Annotated in this window: 14 protein-coding genes; 13 read left to right on the forward strand and 1 reads right to left on the reverse strand. The window is 53.8% G+C overall.

Features of this window, described 5'->3' with window-relative positions:
* Positions 1–11: 11 nt before the first annotated feature.
* The 12 genes from GQ39_RS02685 (at position 12) to GQ39_RS02740 (ending at position 11,937) form a co-directional block, all read left to right on the forward strand.
* On the forward strand, positions 12–2,219 hold the full coding sequence (locus tag GQ39_RS02685) for a bifunctional prephenate dehydrogenase/3-phosphoshikimate 1-carboxyvinyltransferase (RefSeq protein WP_047538394.1): 2,208 nt from the start codon (positions 12–14) through the stop codon (positions 2,217–2,219).
* Complete coding sequence (gene cmk / locus GQ39_RS02690; protein ID WP_047527093.1) at positions 2,216–2,905, forward strand: (d)CMP kinase; 690 nt, start codon at positions 2,216–2,218, stop codon at positions 2,903–2,905. The genes GQ39_RS02685 and cmk overlap by 4 nt, the downstream gene beginning before the upstream one ends.
* Before the next feature lie 119 nt (positions 2,906–3,024).
* Positions 3,025–4,719: a 30S ribosomal protein S1 gene (rpsA, locus tag GQ39_RS02695; RefSeq protein ID WP_047527094.1), complete on the forward strand. Its 1,695-nt coding sequence runs from the start codon at positions 3,025–3,027 to the stop codon at positions 4,717–4,719.
* Between the two features lie 205 nt (positions 4,720–4,924).
* On the forward strand, positions 4,925–5,203 hold the full coding sequence (locus tag GQ39_RS02700) for a hypothetical protein (protein WP_047527095.1): 279 nt from the start codon (positions 4,925–4,927) through the stop codon (positions 5,201–5,203).
* A 150-nt stretch (positions 5,204–5,353) separates the two neighbouring features.
* The gene (gene ihfB, locus GQ39_RS02705) at positions 5,354–5,650 is read left to right on the forward strand and encodes an integration host factor subunit beta (RefSeq protein WP_033055808.1); all 297 of its coding nucleotides are present in this window, start codon (positions 5,354–5,356) and stop codon (positions 5,648–5,650) included.
* Between the two features lie 27 nt (positions 5,651–5,677).
* Positions 5,678–5,917, forward strand: a complete 240-nt coding sequence (locus GQ39_RS02710) for a LapA family protein (protein ID WP_047527096.1) — start codon at positions 5,678–5,680, stop codon at positions 5,915–5,917.
* A gap of 226 nt (positions 5,918–6,143) precedes the next feature.
* Positions 6,144–7,220, forward strand: a complete 1,077-nt coding sequence (rfbB, locus tag GQ39_RS02715; protein ID WP_047527097.1) for a dTDP-glucose 4,6-dehydratase — start codon at positions 6,144–6,146, stop codon at positions 7,218–7,220.
* Positions 7,217–8,110: a dTDP-4-dehydrorhamnose reductase gene (rfbD, locus tag GQ39_RS02720; protein ID WP_047527098.1), complete on the forward strand. Its 894-nt coding sequence runs from the start codon at positions 7,217–7,219 to the stop codon at positions 8,108–8,110. Before rfbB ends, rfbD begins: the two co-directional genes overlap by 4 nt.
* Positions 8,107–8,997 carry a glucose-1-phosphate thymidylyltransferase RfbA gene (rfbA, locus tag GQ39_RS02725; RefSeq protein WP_047527099.1) on the forward strand — a complete coding sequence of 297 codons (891 nt, stop codon included), beginning with the start codon at positions 8,107–8,109 and terminating at the stop codon, positions 8,995–8,997. Before rfbD ends, rfbA begins: the two co-directional genes overlap by 4 nt.
* Positions 8,998–9,047: 50 nt before the next feature.
* On the forward strand, positions 9,048–9,971 hold the full coding sequence (locus GQ39_RS02730; RefSeq protein ID WP_047527101.1) for a glycosyltransferase: 924 nt from the start codon (positions 9,048–9,050) through the stop codon (positions 9,969–9,971).
* Positions 9,968–10,930 (forward strand): UDP-glucose 4-epimerase family protein, encoded by a 963-nt coding sequence (locus GQ39_RS02735; protein WP_047527102.1) that lies wholly within the window; start codon positions 9,968–9,970, stop codon positions 10,928–10,930. The genes GQ39_RS02730 and GQ39_RS02735 overlap by 4 nt, the downstream gene beginning before the upstream one ends.
* The gene (locus GQ39_RS02740) at positions 10,927–11,937 is read left to right on the forward strand and encodes an MraY family glycosyltransferase (protein ID WP_047527103.1); all 1,011 of its coding nucleotides are present in this window, start codon (positions 10,927–10,929) and stop codon (positions 11,935–11,937) included. Before GQ39_RS02735 ends, GQ39_RS02740 begins: the two co-directional genes overlap by 4 nt.
* Before the next feature lie 66 nt (positions 11,938–12,003).
* Here the strand turns inward: GQ39_RS02740 and GQ39_RS02745 are convergent, their stop codons facing one another.
* Entirely contained in the window at positions 12,004–12,984 is a 981-nt protein-coding gene (locus GQ39_RS02745; RefSeq protein ID WP_081998001.1) for a glycosyltransferase family 2 protein, read from the reverse strand.
* Between the two features lie 300 nt (positions 12,985–13,284).
* On the opposite strand from GQ39_RS02745, the gene GQ39_RS02750 reads away from it, so the two are divergent.
* A complete protein-coding gene (locus GQ39_RS02750; RefSeq protein WP_047527104.1) occupies positions 13,285–15,279 on the forward strand; it encodes a polysaccharide biosynthesis protein in 1,995 nt (664 codons plus the stop codon).
* Positions 15,280–15,397 lie beyond the last annotated feature (118 nt).

Genomic DNA, 15,397 nt, shown 5'->3' on the forward strand with positions numbered 1-15,397 from the left:
CTGCTGAACCTGTGATCGGGCGCCTGGTGGTGGTCGGCCTGGGGTTGATCGGCGGTTCGTTTGCCAAGGGCTTGCGTGAAAGCGGCCTGTGCCGAGAAGTAGTCGGCGTCGATCTCGATCCGCAATCGCGCAAGCTGGCGGTTGAGTTGGGTGTGGTGGATCGTTGCGAAGATGACCTGGCACTGGCCTGCCAAGGGGCGGACGTTATTCAGTTGGCGGTGCCGATCCTCGCCATGGAAAAACTGCTCGCCCGACTGGCTGAGATGAAGCTGGGGTCGGCGATCCTGACCGACGTCGGCAGCGCCAAGGGCAATGTGGTGCGAGCCGCGACCGAAGCATTTGGCGGTATGCCGCCGCGTTTCGTTCCGGGGCATCCGATAGCCGGTTCCGAGCAGAGCGGGGTGGAAGCCTCCAATGCCGAGCTGTTTCGACGCCACAAGGTGATTCTGACGCCGCTGGATCAAACCGATCCGGCAGCGTTGGCGGTGGTCGACCGTTTGTGGCGGGAATTGGGTGCCGATGTCGAGCACATGCAGGTCGAGCGCCACGACGAAGTGTTGGCGGCGACCAGTCATCTGCCGCACTTGCTGGCATTCGGTTTGGTCGACTCGTTGGCCAAGCGCAATGAAAATCTTGAGATCTTCCGCTACGCTGCGGGCGGTTTCCGCGATTTCACAAGAATCGCCGGGAGCGACCCGGTCATGTGGCACGACATCTTCCTCGCCAACCGGGAAGCTGTTCTGCGCACACTCGATACATTTCGCAGCGACCTCGACGCCTTGCGCGACGCGGTCGATGCAGGGGATGGGCACCAATTGTTGGGCGTATTCACTCGCGCCCGGGTTGCCCGCGAGCATTTCAGTAAAATCCTGGCCCGTCGGGCCTATGTGGACGCTATGAATTCCAACGATCTGATTTTCCTGGCTCAACCTGGTGGCCGCCTGTCCGGTCGGATTCGCGTACCAGGTGACAAATCGATTTCCCACCGTTCGATCATGCTGGGCTCCCTGGCCGAAGGCGTGACTGAAGTGGAAGGTTTCCTCGAGGGCGAAGACGCCCTGGCGACCCTTCAGGCTTTCCGCGACATGGGTGTCGTGATCGAGGGGCCGCACCACGGCCGCGTGACCATTCACGGCGTCGGCCTGCATGGTCTGAAGCCGGCGCCTGGTCCGATCTATCTGGGTAACTCCGGTACTTCGATGCGTCTGTTGTCCGGCCTGCTGGCTGCGCAAGATTTCGACAGCACCCTGACCGGCGACGCCTCGCTGTCCAAGCGTCCGATGAATCGCGTGGCCAATCCGCTGCGTGAAATGGGCGCCGTGATCGAGACCGCCGCTGAAGGTCGCCCACCGATGATCATTCGTGGTGGTCACAAACTTAAAGGCCTGACTTACACCATGCCGATGGCCAGTGCTCAGGTGAAGTCCTGTCTGCTGCTGGCGGGTCTGTACGCGGAAGGCAAGACCACCGTTACCGAGCCTGCTCCGACCCGTGACCACACCGAGCGCATGCTGCGTGGTTTCGGCTATCCGGTGACCGTCAATGGCGCGACTGCATCGGTGGAGTCCGGCAACAAGCTGACCGCCACCCACATCGAAGTACCCGGTGATATCTCGTCGTCGGCGTTTTTCCTGGTGGCGGCTTCGATCGCCGAAGGTTCCGAGCTGGTGCTCGAGCATGTCGGCATCAATCCGACCCGTACCGGCGTGATCGACATCCTGCGTTTGATGGGCGCCGACATCACCCTGGAAAACCAGCGTGAAGTGGGCGGCGAGCCAGTAGCTGACCTGCGCGTACGTGCAGCTAAACTCAAAGGTATCGAGATACCGGAAGCGCTGGTTCCATTGGCCATCGACGAATTTCCGGTGCTCTTCGTGGCGGCCGCCTGCGCTGAAGGGCGCACCGTGCTGCGCGGCGCCGAAGAGCTACGGGTGAAGGAGTCGGACCGCATTCAGGTCATGGCCGATGGCTTGCTGGCGCTGGGCGTCAAATGCGAACCGACCCCGGACGGCATCATCATCGATGGCGGCCAGATCGGCGGCGGCGAAGTGCACGGTCACGGCGATCACCGGATTGCCATGGCCTTCAGTGTTGCCTCGCTGCGTGCCAGTGCGCCCATCCGTATCCATGATTGCGCCAACGTCGCGACGTCGTTCCCCAACTTCCTCGCGCTGTGCGCACAGGTCGGCATCCGCGTTGCCCAAGAGGCCCAGTCGTGAACAGCATTGCACCGGTCATCACCATTGATGGGCCTAGCGGCTCCGGAAAAGGCACCGTCGCCGGGATACTGGCCAAACGCCTTGGCTGGAATCTGCTGGATTCCGGTGCGTTGTACCGTTTGCTGGCCTTCGCTGCGCATAACCACGGCGTCGACCTGACCAATGAAGAATTGCTGAAAAAACTCGCCGCTCATCTGGATGTGCAATTCATTGCGGCGACCGACGGTCAGTTGCAGCGCATCATTCTGGAAGGTGACGAAGTCAGCGATGTGATCCGTACGGAGAGTGTCGGGTCCGGTGCCTCCCAGGTGGCTGCATTGCCTGCGGTTCGCGAAGCATTGTTGCAGCGCCAGCGCGCATTCCTGGAAGCGCCGGGTCTGGTGGCCGACGGTCGAGACATGGGTACGGTGGTATTTCCGGATGCACCGCTGAAGATTTTCCTGACCGCCAGTGCCGAGGAGCGTGCGCGCCGTCGATACTTGCAGTTGAAGGGCAAAGTCGATGGTGTTAGTCTGTCGAGTCTGCTAGATGAGATACGTGCACGCGATGAGCGTGACACCCAGCGAGCGGTAGCCCCGCTCAAGCCGGCGGCTGACGCCATTCAGCTGGATTCCACGGAATTGTCCATCGATCAGGTGCTGGAACGCATCATGAGCGAGATCGCCATTCGCGATATCGCCGGGTGACCAAGAAGGCCGCGGGGGACCAGTCATAGTCCTGCGGCGCTTCTTTTAAATGAAACTAACCCACATCGTCTGGGGTGTGGAGATGGGCGTATTCTTCGCCCTCATCAACAGGAATTAAAATGAGCGAAAGCTTTGCGGAACTCTTTGAAGAAAGCCTAAAAACCCTGAACCTTCAGGCAGGCTCCATCATCACCGGTGTTATCGTTGATATCGATTACCAAGCTCGCTGGGTAACCGTTCACGCTGGCCTGAAGTCTGAAGCACTCATCCCGCTTGAGCAGTTCTACAACGACGCTGGCGAACTGAACATCAACGTCGGTGACGAAGTTCACGTTGCTCTGGACTCGGTTGAAGACGGCTTTGGTGAAACCAAGCTGTCCCGTGAAAAAGCCAAGCGCGCTGAATGCTGGATTGTTCTGGAAGCAGCCTTCGCAGCCGAAGAAGTGGTCAAGGGCGTTATCAACGGTAAGGTTAAAGGCGGCTTCACAGTCGACGTTAACGGCATCCGTGCGTTCCTGCCAGGTTCTCTGGTTGACGTCCGTCCAGTGCGCGACACCACGCACCTGGAAGGCAAAGAGCTGGAATTCAAGGTCATCAAGCTGGACCAGAAGCGCAACAACGTTGTCGTTTCCCGTCGCAGCGTCCTCGAAGCCGAGAACTCCGCCGAGCGTGAAGCTCTGCTGGAATCCCTGCAGGAAGGCCAGCAAGTCAAAGGTATCGTCAAGAACCTCACCGATTACGGCGCATTCGTCGATCTGGGTGGCGTCGATGGCCTGCTGCACATTACCGACATGGCTTGGAAGCGTATCAAGCATCCTTCCGAAATCGTCAACGTTGGCGACGAGATCGATGTCAAGGTTCTGAAATACGATCGCGAGCGCAATCGTGTTTCCCTGGGCCTCAAGCAACTGGGCGAAGATCCATGGGTTGCTATCAAAGCCCGTTACCCAGAAAGCACTCGCGTCACCGCTCGTGTAACCAACCTGACCGACTACGGCTGCTTCGCTGAGCTGGAAGAAGGCGTTGAAGGTCTGGTACACGTTTCCGAAATGGACTGGACCAACAAGAACATCCACCCTTCGAAAGTCGTACAAGTCGGCGACGAAGTGGAAGTTATGGTTCTGGACATCGACGAAGAGCGTCGTCGTATCTCCCTGGGCATCAAGCAGTGCAAATCTAACCCATGGGAAGATTTCTCTGGCCAGTTCAACAAGGGCGATAAAATCTCCGGCACCATCAAGTCGATCACCGATTTCGGTATCTTCATTGGTCTGGACGGCGGCATCGACGGCCTGGTTCACCTGTCCGACATCTCCTGGAACGAAGTGGGCGAAGAAGCCGTACGCCGCTTCAAGAAAGGCGACGAGCTGGACACCGTTATCCTGTCGGTTGACCCAGAGCGCGAGCGCATCTCCCTGGGTATCAAGCAGCTGGAAAGCGATCCGTTCTCCGAGTACGTTCAAGAGAACGACAAAGGCGCAATCGTTAAGGGCATCGTGAAAGAAGTTGACGCCAAAGGCGCCATCATCACTCTGGCCGACGATATCGAAGCGACTCTGAAAGCCTCCGAAATCAGCCGTGACCGCGTTGAAGACGCGCGTAACGTTCTGAAAGAAGGCGAAGAAGTAGAAGCCAAGATCATCAGCGTTGATCGTAAGAGCCGCGTAATCCAGCTCTCGATCAAGTCGAAAGACGTTGAAGACGAGAAAGAAGCTATCCAGAGCCTGCGCGACAAGCCAGTAGCTACGGATGCTCCAGTAGCCACCACTCTGGGTGACCTGCTGCGTGCTGCACAGGCGGAAAAACAGAACTAAGTTCTGACTTTCTGTAAAAAAGGGCGACTTCGGTCGCCCTTTTTTGTGCCTGGAATTTACCAGGAGTGATGGCGGTGTGGGTCGGGGGGAAACCAATGTGGCCAACAGCTGTCTCTTTCTTTAATCGGATCAATCGTTTATTTGCAGCTAGTCTTTAGACTGAGTCGAACGACAGTCGGGCAGAGTGCCTGGCATAAGGAAGTGAATGAACAAGCTCATTGTCGCAATAGCAATTCTGACATTGGCGGGTTGTACGACTAACGCCAAGACTCGCGCTGTGCGTGGGGTCAGTGGTATTGAGATTGATTGTTCGGGATTGGGCTCGGGGTGGGACAAGTGTCATAAGCGAGCGGCCAAGGAGTGCAAGGCAGCAGGCTATAAGGTTGTGGCCAGGTCCGATGATGTCAAGGAAGAAGATGAGTTTCCCTTTGGCTTCAATCCGGCGGGTTATCTGACTCGCACCATGCTGGTCATCTGCAGATGAGCGTGCGACGGCGTGTAAGTGTGGCAATGCCCTGAAATCGGGAATTTGTAGTGGGTGGGGGGATGTTAAAACTCGGGCTGTTCAAAATCATCCGGGCGTGCTAAAACCTTTGAAGCGCTGATCTAGCTGCTTGAAAAAGAAGGGAAAAATATGACGAAGTCGGAGTTGATCGAACGAATTGTCACCCATCAAGGGCTGCTCTCATCGAAGGATGTGGAGCTGGCTATCAAGACCATGCTTGAGCAAATGTCCCAATGTCTGGCCACGGGGGATCGTATCGAGATCCGTGGTTTTGGCAGCTTCTCCCTGCACTACCGCGCGCCGCGAGTAGGTCGCAATCCAAAAACCGGTCAGTCCGTCAGCCTCGACGGCAAGTTCGTTCCGCATTTCAAGCCGGGAAAAGAATTGCGTGATCGTGTAAACGAGGATGAAGAGGAAGTCCTTTGACTGTCGTCGCTCCTCAAGGAGTCGCTCATGCGTAATTTAAAAAGAGTGCTTCTTGGTATCTTCATACTGTTGCTGGTGCTGGCGATCCTGGCCTTCGTACTCGAAAACCAGCAGTCGGTGTCACTGCTGTTTCTAGGCTGGGCTGGACCGGAGTTGCCGGTCTCTCTGATGATGGTTCTCGCACTATTGATCGGCATGGTAGTCGGGCCGCTGCTAAGCTGGTTCCTGGGGCGATCTTTCAGAGCTTCGCGCAAGCGACTTGTCTGATTGCGACGAGCAGGAGATATCTGTCGAATTTGCGCCACTGCTTGTCTATATCCATTAGTAAACCGTTCATTAAACTGTAAAATGCTTGCCTTGTTCGATAATGGCATTTTCCAACGTCGAGTCGGAACAGTGCTAACAGAGGCCTCAAGTTTTATGGCTTTTGTATTCATGGATTAGACAGTGTTCGGAAGGCGGCTCTGTCAGTAACTCAAGGGTATGGTCTCGCGTGAAAATTCTAGTAACCGGCGGTGCCGGATTTATCGGCTCGGCAGTCATTCGGCACATCATTTGCGGCACGTCTGATTCTGTCGTTAACGTCGATAAGCTGACTTATGCCGGTAATCTTGAGTCTTTGGCTGAAGTCAGCCAGAACTCACGTTACGTGTTCGAGCGTGTCGACATCTGTGACCGTGATCAGATTGATCGCGTGCTGCGTGAACATCAACCGGATGCCATCATGCACCTGGCCGCAGAATCCCACGTTGATCGGTCGATATCCGGGCCGTCTGAATTTATCCAGACCAACATCATTGGCACCTACACCCTGTTGGAGGCGGCGCGCCAGTACTGGGCCTCGCTGGATGAAGTGCGCAAGGCCAGCTTCCGATTCCATCATATTTCGACTGATGAGGTTTACGGAGACCTTGACGGTCCGGAAGACCTTTTCACCGAAACAACCCCATATCAGCCAAGCTCACCCTATTCGGCCAGCAAGGCTAGCTCAGATCATTTGGTTCGCGCTTGGGCCCGCACTTATGGCCTGCCGACGCTGGTCACCAACTGTTCTAACAATTACGGGCCATGCCACTTCCCCGAGAAATTGATACCCCTGATCATTCTCAACGCATTGGAAGGCAAGCCATTGCCGGTTTATGGCAAGGGTAATCAGGTTCGCGACTGGCTCTACGTCGAAGATCATGCCCGGGCACTCTACAAGGTGGTGACTGAGGGTGTTGTCGGTGAGACTTACAATATCGGCGGCCATAACGAGAAACAGAACATCGAAGTAGTGCACACCCTTTGCGCGCTGCTAGACGAGCTGTGTCCTGACTCGGCTTATCGCCCCCATGCGAGTCTGATTACTTATGTTCAGGATCGACCTGGGCACGACCAGCGTTACGCCATTGATGCCAGCAAAATTCAGCGTGAGCTGGGCTGGGCTCCGGAAGAAACCTTCGAAACCGGTATTCGCAAGACCGTCGAGTGGTACCTCAATAACGCTGAATGGGTCGCCCACGTGAAGAGCGGCAGCTATCAGCAGTGGATCGACCAAAATTACGCGGATCGCTCGAACAAGGCATGAAAATCCTTCTGCTGGGTAAGAATGGCCAGGTAGGTTGGGAGCTGCAGCGCTCCCTCGGACCGTTAGGTGAGCTGATTGCACTGGATCGTCAGCCTGTTGACGGGTTGTGCGGCGACTTGTCCGATCTAGATGCTTTACGCGCGACGATCCGCCAGATCAAGCCTGATGTCATCGTCAACGCAGCGGCCTACACCGCAGTCGACAAGGCTGAATCAGACACCAAGCTGGCCTTCCTTGTGAACGGCCAGGCGGTCCAGATGCTGGCCGAAGAAGCAGCCACTCTCAATGCCTGGCTGGTTCACTATTCAACCGACTACGTCTTCAGTGGTAGCGGTTCTGTGCCGTGGCTGGAGACGGATGCTGTCGGCCCGGTGAATCAGTACGGTGCGAGCAAGCTGGCAGGTGAGCGAGCAATCCATGCATCGGGCTGCAGGCATTTGATCCTCCGCACGAGCTGGGTCTACGGTGCGCGCGGCAACAACTTTGCCAAGACGATGCTGCGTCTGGCGAAAGACAGGGATACGCTGAATGTTATTGCAGATCAGATCGGAGCCCCGACAGGGGCTGATTTGATAGCTGATGTTACCGCTCTGGCCATTCGGCAGGCGCTGCAGCAGCCCGAACTTTCAGGTTTGTATCACCTGGCAGCCAGTGGTGAAGTGTCCTGGCACGGCTATGCAAGCCATGTGATTGCATTCGCCCAGGCCAATGGCGAGCAACTTGCCGTAACAGCAGTCAATCCAATCGACACGACTGCTTACCCGACACCTGCCCAACGACCGCTGAACTCGCGTCTAAATACTCAGAAGTTACGCGAAAATTTTTCTTTACACTTGCCGGATTGGCAAAGTGGTGTAAATCGAATGCTTAGGGAAGTTCTAAACAAATGACCACGACAAATCGTAAAGGCATCATCCTCGCTGGCGGTTCGGGTACACGCCTGCATCCGCTAACTCTGGGCGTCTCCAAACAGATGTTGCCGATCTACGATAAGCCGATGATTTTCTACCCGTTGTCGGTGCTGATGCTGGCGGGTATGCAGGAAATTCTGATCATTTCGACTCCTGAAGACTTGCCGTGCTTCCGTAAGCTGCTGGGCGATGGCAGTCAGTATGGGGTCAAGTTGACCTATGCCGAACAGCCCAGTCCGGACGGCCTCGCTCAGGCGTTTATCATTGGTGAGGAGTTTATTGGTAAGAATCCTTGTTGTTTGATCCTTGGTGACAACATTTTCTATGGTCAGCATTTTTCTGACAATTTGCGATCAGCCAGCACTCAACAGCATGGCGCGACTGTATTCGGCTACCACGTCTCCGATCCGGAGCGCTTCGGTGTTGTTGAATTCGACAAAACCGGTCGGGCGCTAAGTATTGAAGAGAAACCGCTGAAGCCAAAATCCAACTATGCGGTGACCGGTCTGTACTTCTACGACAATGATGTTGTCGAGATTGCCAAAAACATCAAGCCTTCAGAGCGTGGTGAGCTGGAGATTACAGATGTCAATCGTGCTTACCTGGAGAAGAAAACCCTCAATGTAGAAATGCTTGGGCGCGGGTTTGCGTGGCTGGACACCGGGACTCATGATTCTTTGCTGGAGGCCAGTCACTTCGTGCACACCATCGAGAAGCGCCAGGGATTGAAAGTCGCTTGCCTCGAAGAAATTGCGTACAACAATGGCTGGATCACAGCACAGCAGCTTGCCAGTCAGGCTGACGCATTGAAAAAGACCGGCTACGGCCAGTACCTGCAGAAACTGCTGGTTTCACCTTCACGTTGATCGGGGAGCAATGCTCCCTTCCGTGATTATTAGTTGCAAGCAGGAATGGCATGCCATTAAAACAACCCAAGGTTGCAGTTTTGCTGGCTGCCTACAACGGCATGCAGTGGATCGAAGAGCAGTTGGCTTCGATCCTCTGCCAGTCTGGCGTAGATGTCAGTATCCATATCAGCATCGATACCTCCAACGATGGTACTGAGGCGTGGTGCGAGTCTTTCGCGGCCTTACACTCAAATGTAACCGTGTTGCCGGCGGTGGGGCGTTTTGGTGGTGCTTCCCGGAATTTTTTTCGTTTGATGCGCGACGTAAACTTCGAAGTTTATGACTTCATCGCGTTCGCTGACCAAGATGACGTGTGGCATTCGGATAAGCTGAAGAGAGCAACCGAAATGTTACGCGGACAAGATGTTGATGCCTACTCCAGTAATGTGACGGCATTCTGGTCGAACGGAAGAACGCACCTTCTTGATAAAGCTCAGGCTCAGGTTGAGTGGGACTATTTGTTTGAGGCGGCGGGGCCAGGTTGCACATATGTCTTTAGCCATCATTTGGCTGAAGTGTTAAAGACCTCAATTGTTGAAAACTGGCAGGCTGTTCAGGATGTCAGTTTGCATGATTGGTACTGCTATGCTTTTTCGCGCAGTCATGGCTATAAATGGCTAATCGATCCTTATTCCTCAATGCAGTACCGGCAGCACGAGCGGAATCAGGTTGGGGCCAATACAGGTATCAATCCGCTGATTGCTCGTTATAAAACCATTCATGATGGTTGGTGGTTCTCCCAAGTCAAGTTGATAGCGAGTCTTGTGGGAGTGTCAGAGGTGCTATTTGTTAGTCAGTGGTTCAAGTTAGGTCGAAAAGAGTTACTTGCGTTGTCTTTAAATGCCTGTAAGTGTCGGCGCAGGTTTCGTGACAAGATGTTTTTCTTTTTTATATGTTTGGCAACCGCTGTTATTGGAAGAAAAACCAAATGAGCGTCTCGCGAGTACTGGTGACGGGGGCGAGTGGGTTTGTCGGGGAGGCTGTTGTTTACAGGCTGCTTCTTGATCGCCGGTACACTCCAGTAGCCGCTTCACGTGGCAGAACGCGACTGGACGGCCTTTGTCAGGTCGTGCCCTTCGACTTGGGTGGGGCAGTCACGATCACTTCAATGATGGGTGTTGAGGTGGTTGTTCACGCCGCAGCTCGCGTTCATGTAATGAATGACAAGGCAGTCGATGCCCTTGCCGAGTTTCGACGTATCAATGTCGACGGTACTGTCAGGCTTGCACGAAGTGCTGCGGCTGCCGGAGTAAAGCGCTTCATTTTTATCAGCTCGATTAAAGTCAATGGTGAGTCAACAGAGCCAGGCAAACCGTTTGATGCGGATTTGAAACCTCAGCCGATGGATCCTTACGGAATCTCGAAGATGGAGGCGGAGATAGCGCTGAGAGACATCGCTCGAGAGACAGGGATGGAGGTGGTCATTATTCGCCCGCCGCTTGTGTATGGACCAGGTGTCAAGGCGAACTTCCTGAGTATGATGCGCTGGCTCGACAGGGGAGTGGTGCTGCCCTTCGGGGCGATTGGTAATCGGCGAAGTCTGGTAGCAATTGGTAATCTTGTGGACCTGCTGGTCACTTGCATTGACCATCCTGCGGCGGCCGGGCAAACCTTTCTTGTCAGTGATGACGCAGATATGTCCACCACCCAATTGCTCGAAAACATGGCAAATGCTCTTGGTAAAAAAGCACGGCTCTTGCCGTTGCCGGTGTGGCTGCTGAAGGCTGTGGCGTCATGTTTTGGAAAGCAAGGTGTTGCCCAGCGCCTGTGTGCCTCGTTGCAAGTCGATATCAGTAAAACCAGGCATGTACTCGGCTGGGTTCCGCCTGTCTCTGTCGAGAAGGCGCTCCGCCAAACTGCAGATTATTACCGGGATTTAAAAAACAGATGATTGTCTGGTGGTTGTTGGGTGTGGTTTTTGCGATCTCCTGTGGGTTGACCCTGGTACTGCGTCGTTACGCATTGGCCAAAAGCCTGATGGATATCCCGAATGAACGGAGTTCTCATTCTGTGCCAACCCCCCGGGGCGGGGGCGTCGCCATTGTCGCGGCCTGTTCGGTGGCACTCCCTGTGTTGGGTGGGATGGGGTACTTGGAAGGCGCGTCGTTACTAGGTGTGCTGGGTGGCGGGCTGCTTGTCGCAATCATTGGTTTCGCGGACGATCACGGGCATATCGACGCCAAGTGGCGGCTCCTCGGTCACTTCATAGCCGCAGCTTGGGCGTTGTACTGGCTCAACGGCCTTGCACCCATCCAATTGTTTGGTGAAAGAGTCGATCTATCGGTGATAGGTAGCGTACTGGCCGCGTTCTATCTGGTTTGGATGCTCAATCTCTACAACTTTATGGATGGCATCGATGGTTTGGCGAGCACGGAGGCCATCAGTGCGTGTTTGGGGATGTGTCTGGTTTACTGGTGGTTTGATGCTACAAGCCTGATATGGGGACCGCTGGTCCTGATCGGGGCTGTTGCAGGTTTCTTGTGCTGGAACTTTCCTCCAGCGCGAATCTTCATGGGGGACGCCGGCAGTGGTTTCCTGGGATTCATTCTGGGTGCATTAGCGTTAGAGTCTGCCTGGGTTCGACCTGAGCTCTTTTGGTGCTGGATAATACTTCTTGGTGTTTTCATCGTAGATGCGACCTGGACTCTGATGAGGAGGCTGCTTCGTGGCGAAAAGGTTTATCAGGCTCATAGGAGTCACGCCTATCAGCACGCCTCACGTCGATACCAAAGCCATCTGGTGGTAACTTCGCTTGTTGTATTGATAAACCTTGTTTGGTTGTTGCCGATTGCATTGCTGGTGGGGGCAGGTTGGCTTGGGGGCGGGGCGGGTTGTCTGATAGCGTTTGTTCCGCTGGCAATGCTGGCATGGAAGTTTGAGGCAGGAGTAGCAGGCTGACCAAGAGTCGCGAAAACTACTCCGAAAATGTTGTCTGATGGGTGTTTTGTTGCGTTACGGATGTGTCTATATTTTATTGAGTATCGCGGCGGCAACCAGGCTGATGTTGCCTTTGAGTGTTTGCCGATGAACTCCACTTTTCTTCATCAGATAAAGCCTTGATAGCAACCCACTATTGCGGGCGGCTTCGAAGCGCTCAAGGGTACGTCTATTGTCTTCTGTGAGCTCCATTCGGATGGAGTTCAGGACTATCAGGTTTTGAGTGCTCCACTCACTGAAACGCCCGCTTAGCATTTTCAAGATACGATTGACCTGATTCTTGTAGGTTGCATTCGCTCCAATCAGGTTGCCCTCGTGCTGTCGATAAAGCAGTGTGGGGTTTTGATCAAAGACAACTTGGCCGCCACACCCGGTCACCAACAGATACGCAAGCCAGTCATGTGCTACGACCAAGGCGTCATCGGCGATACGGCACATTAGGTCGCGAGCCGCATTATTAATCATCATTGTATTGGCGCCTGCGATACTTTGAACCAATGAATTTTCAAAACAGGGACGCTTTTTGAATAATGGAGAAAATCCCAGTGGCGCAAGATCAGTGTTGACCAACTTTGTTCTTGAACAGTACAGGTGGGGCTTGCTGGTGGGGGTTTGAGGTATTTGAGCGATGCTGCGACTCAGTTTGTCTTCGAGCCAAATGTCGTCCTGATCGCTAAATGCGAAGTAGTCAGCGACAATTTCTCGATTTTTAATCAATGACAGAAAATTTTTTGCAAAGCCTTGGCGAGGGCCTTGCAATATGACGATTTTTTCATCGCCTAGTTGTTTCTTGTACTCTTCAAGAATCTCCAGTGTCGCGTCTGTCGACCCGTCATCCGAGACATGGATCGACCAGTTTTTATGAGTTTGATTAATGAATGATTCCAGTTGTTCCCTGAGAAATCGCTCTCCATTGTAAGTGCAAACAAGTATTGCGACTTTTTTGCTCTCTATCGAGTGCTCAGCTATCGCCGATGGGTCGGAGTCCAAGCGGAAGATATCCTTCATTTGTTCTACCATGATTGAAATCTCTCGCGCCTCGGTCAAGTAAAGCATCTACTCTAATAAATGAGAGGTGCGTACGATCTGAGGGGTACGTGTTTAGGCAAGTCACAGTAATTAATGTGGGTGGGCTTTGCACGAGTTTAACAGCAATGGCGGCTTGGTGGCGAGTGGCAGGGCAGGCACTGCCAACTGCCCGTTTTTCGCCTGTCCGCCTTCCGTTCAGCGGTCGTATTTCGCCGAAAAAAAGAGCTACAATGAGGTTGTTAATAGCTTCAGGGAGCAGAGCGGTGATCGAGCGAATCAATGGATAAATTACGTTCATTTCTTCTAGGGTTGCCACGCAGGCAGAAACGTCTGCTACAGGTTGGTACCGACGTTGTGCTGGTTTGGCTGGCACTCTGGTTAGCGTTCATCGTCCGGTTGGGCATTGACGACATGTACAACCCGATCCGGGTGCATGCGTGGCTTTTCGTTAGTGCGCCAATTGTTGCCATTCCGCTTTTCATACGGATCGGAATGTACCGCGCGGTGATGCGGTATTTTGGAAATGATGCCCTTATTGTAATTGTGAAGGCTGTAAGCCTTTCGTCACTGATACTTGCTGTGGTCGTTTACTGGTACAGCAATCATGCCAGTGTGGTACCTCGTTCCATAATTTTCAATTACTGGTGGTTGAGTCTTGTGATTATTGGCGGATTGCGTCTGTGCATGCGCCAGTATTTCATGGGGGATTGGTTCTCGGCTGCCCAACACGTGCCCTTTACAAATCGTGATGATGGTTTAACTAAAGTTGCTGTTTATGGGGCGGGCGTTGCTGGTAATCAACTGGTCGCTGCTTTGCGTATGGGGCGGGTAATGCGGCCGGTCGCTTTTATTGATGATGATGCCAGTATTGCGGACCGGTCCATTTCCGGGCTTCAGGTTTATAAGCCAAAGCATATACAGCAAATGATTGATGTGACGGGGGCCCAGGAAATACTTCTCGCACTTCCTTCGTCAACGCGAGCACGTCGTCGCGAAATTCTCAACTTCCTTGAAGGCTTTCCGCTGCATATCAGGAGTGTTCCAAATTTCACCGATCTGGCCAGCGGACGAGTGAAAGTGGACGATATTCAGGAGGTTGATATTGCTGATCTCCTGGGGCGTGATTCCGTACCGGCTCGACCGGATTTGCTGACCCATTGTATAAAAGGCAAGGTTGTAATGGTGACGGGGGCCGGTGGTTCGATCGGTTCAGAGCTTTGCCGTCAGATTTTTTCATTAGGCCCCACGGCGCTGTTGTTGTTCGATCATGGTGAATTCAACCTCTACAGTATTCTGTCTGAGCTCGAGCGTCGAATAGATCGTGAGTCCATCTCGATTCGCTTGCTTCCGATCCTGGGTTCTATCCGTCATCCTCATAAACTTCAGGATGTAATGAAGACCTGGAAAGTTGACACGGTTTATCACGCAGCGGCTTATAAACATGTACCGATGGTGGAACATAACATCGCCGAGGGCGTGCTTAATAACGTCATTGGAACCTTAAATACTGCGCAGGCGGCTCTGCAAACGGGGGTCTCGAATTTCGTTTTGATTTCCACCGACAAGGCGGTCCGCCCAACGAATGTAATGGGAAGTACAAAGCGCCTCGCGGAACTGATTTTGCAGGCATTGAGTCGTGAAGTCGCACCAGTGCTGTTTGGCGATAAAGGCAACATTTCGCGGGTGAATAAAACTCGTTTCACGATGGTGCGTTTTGGCAATGTGCTCGGCTCGTCAGGCTCCGTGATACCCCTGTTTCACAGTCAGATCAAGTCGGGTGGGCCCTTGACGGTCACTCATCCGAAGATCACTCGATACTTCATGACAATTCCCGAGGCAGCCCAATTGGTTATCCAGGCGGGCTCGATGGGGCAGGGGGGAGACGTTTTCGTTCTCGATATGGGTGAGCCGGTGAGGATTGTCGAACTGGCAGAGAAAATGATCCATTTGTCGGGATTGAGCGTTCGATCGGATAGAAGTCCTCAGGGAGACATCGCTATCGAGTTCACCGGTCTTCGTCCGGGTGAGAAGCTCTATGAGGAGTTACTGATAGGTGACAATGTTTCCGCCACTCCTCACCCAATGATCATGAGTGCGGATGAAGATCACGTGCCGTGGGATGTGCTGAAGACACGCCTGAGTGAGTTACTGGTTGCCGTAGAGGAAGATGACTACTCGCGCGTTCGCCAGCTTCTCAGGGAAACGGTGAGTGGCTACTCGCCCGACGGAGAGATTGTGGACTGGATTTATCAGCAGCGCAGCCTTGATCCCTGAGGCCTTTCGATCGTGCCAGGCATGGGGGTGGCGGTATGCTTCGGTGGTATTTACGGCATCCTCGTCGGCGTTTAAGATGCCCTGTTTGCCTCGGAAATGGAGTCGATTTTCCAGCTGT

It is taken from the genome of Pseudomonas sp. 11/12A (assembly GCF_000800055.1).
In the GTDB taxonomy this organism is placed as follows: domain Bacteria; phylum Pseudomonadota; class Gammaproteobacteria; order Pseudomonadales; family Pseudomonadaceae; genus Aquipseudomonas; species Aquipseudomonas mohnii.

Excerpts from the sequence above, each read along its gene's own strand:
- rpsA (WP_047527094.1), top strand. The coding sequence starts at position 3,025 with ATGAGCGAAAGCTTTGCGGAACTCTTTGAAGAAAGCCTAAAAACCCTG.
- GQ39_RS02700 (WP_047527095.1), top strand. The coding sequence starts at position 4,925 with ATGAACAAGCTCATTGTCGCAATAGCAATTCTGACATTGGCGGGTTGT.
- ihfB (WP_033055808.1), top strand. The coding sequence starts at position 5,354 with ATGACGAAGTCGGAGTTGATCGAACGAATTGTCACCCATCAAGGGCTG.
- GQ39_RS02710 (WP_047527096.1), top strand. The coding sequence starts at position 5,678 with ATGCGTAATTTAAAAAGAGTGCTTCTTGGTATCTTCATACTGTTGCTG.
- rfbD (WP_047527098.1), top strand. The coding sequence starts at position 7,217 with ATGAAAATCCTTCTGCTGGGTAAGAATGGCCAGGTAGGTTGGGAGCTG.
- rfbA (WP_047527099.1), top strand. The coding sequence starts at position 8,107 with ATGACCACGACAAATCGTAAAGGCATCATCCTCGCTGGCGGTTCGGGT.
- GQ39_RS02730 (WP_047527101.1), top strand. The coding sequence starts at position 9,048 with ATGCCATTAAAACAACCCAAGGTTGCAGTTTTGCTGGCTGCCTACAAC.
- GQ39_RS02735 (WP_047527102.1), top strand. The coding sequence starts at position 9,968 with ATGAGCGTCTCGCGAGTACTGGTGACGGGGGCGAGTGGGTTTGTCGGG.
- GQ39_RS02740 (WP_047527103.1), top strand. The coding sequence starts at position 10,927 with ATGATTGTCTGGTGGTTGTTGGGTGTGGTTTTTGCGATCTCCTGTGGG.
- GQ39_RS02745 (WP_081998001.1), bottom strand. The coding sequence starts at position 12,984 with ATGAAGGATATCTTCCGCTTGGACTCCGACCCATCGGCGATAGCTGAG.
- GQ39_RS02750 (WP_047527104.1), top strand. The coding sequence starts at position 13,285 with ATGGATAAATTACGTTCATTTCTTCTAGGGTTGCCACGCAGGCAGAAA.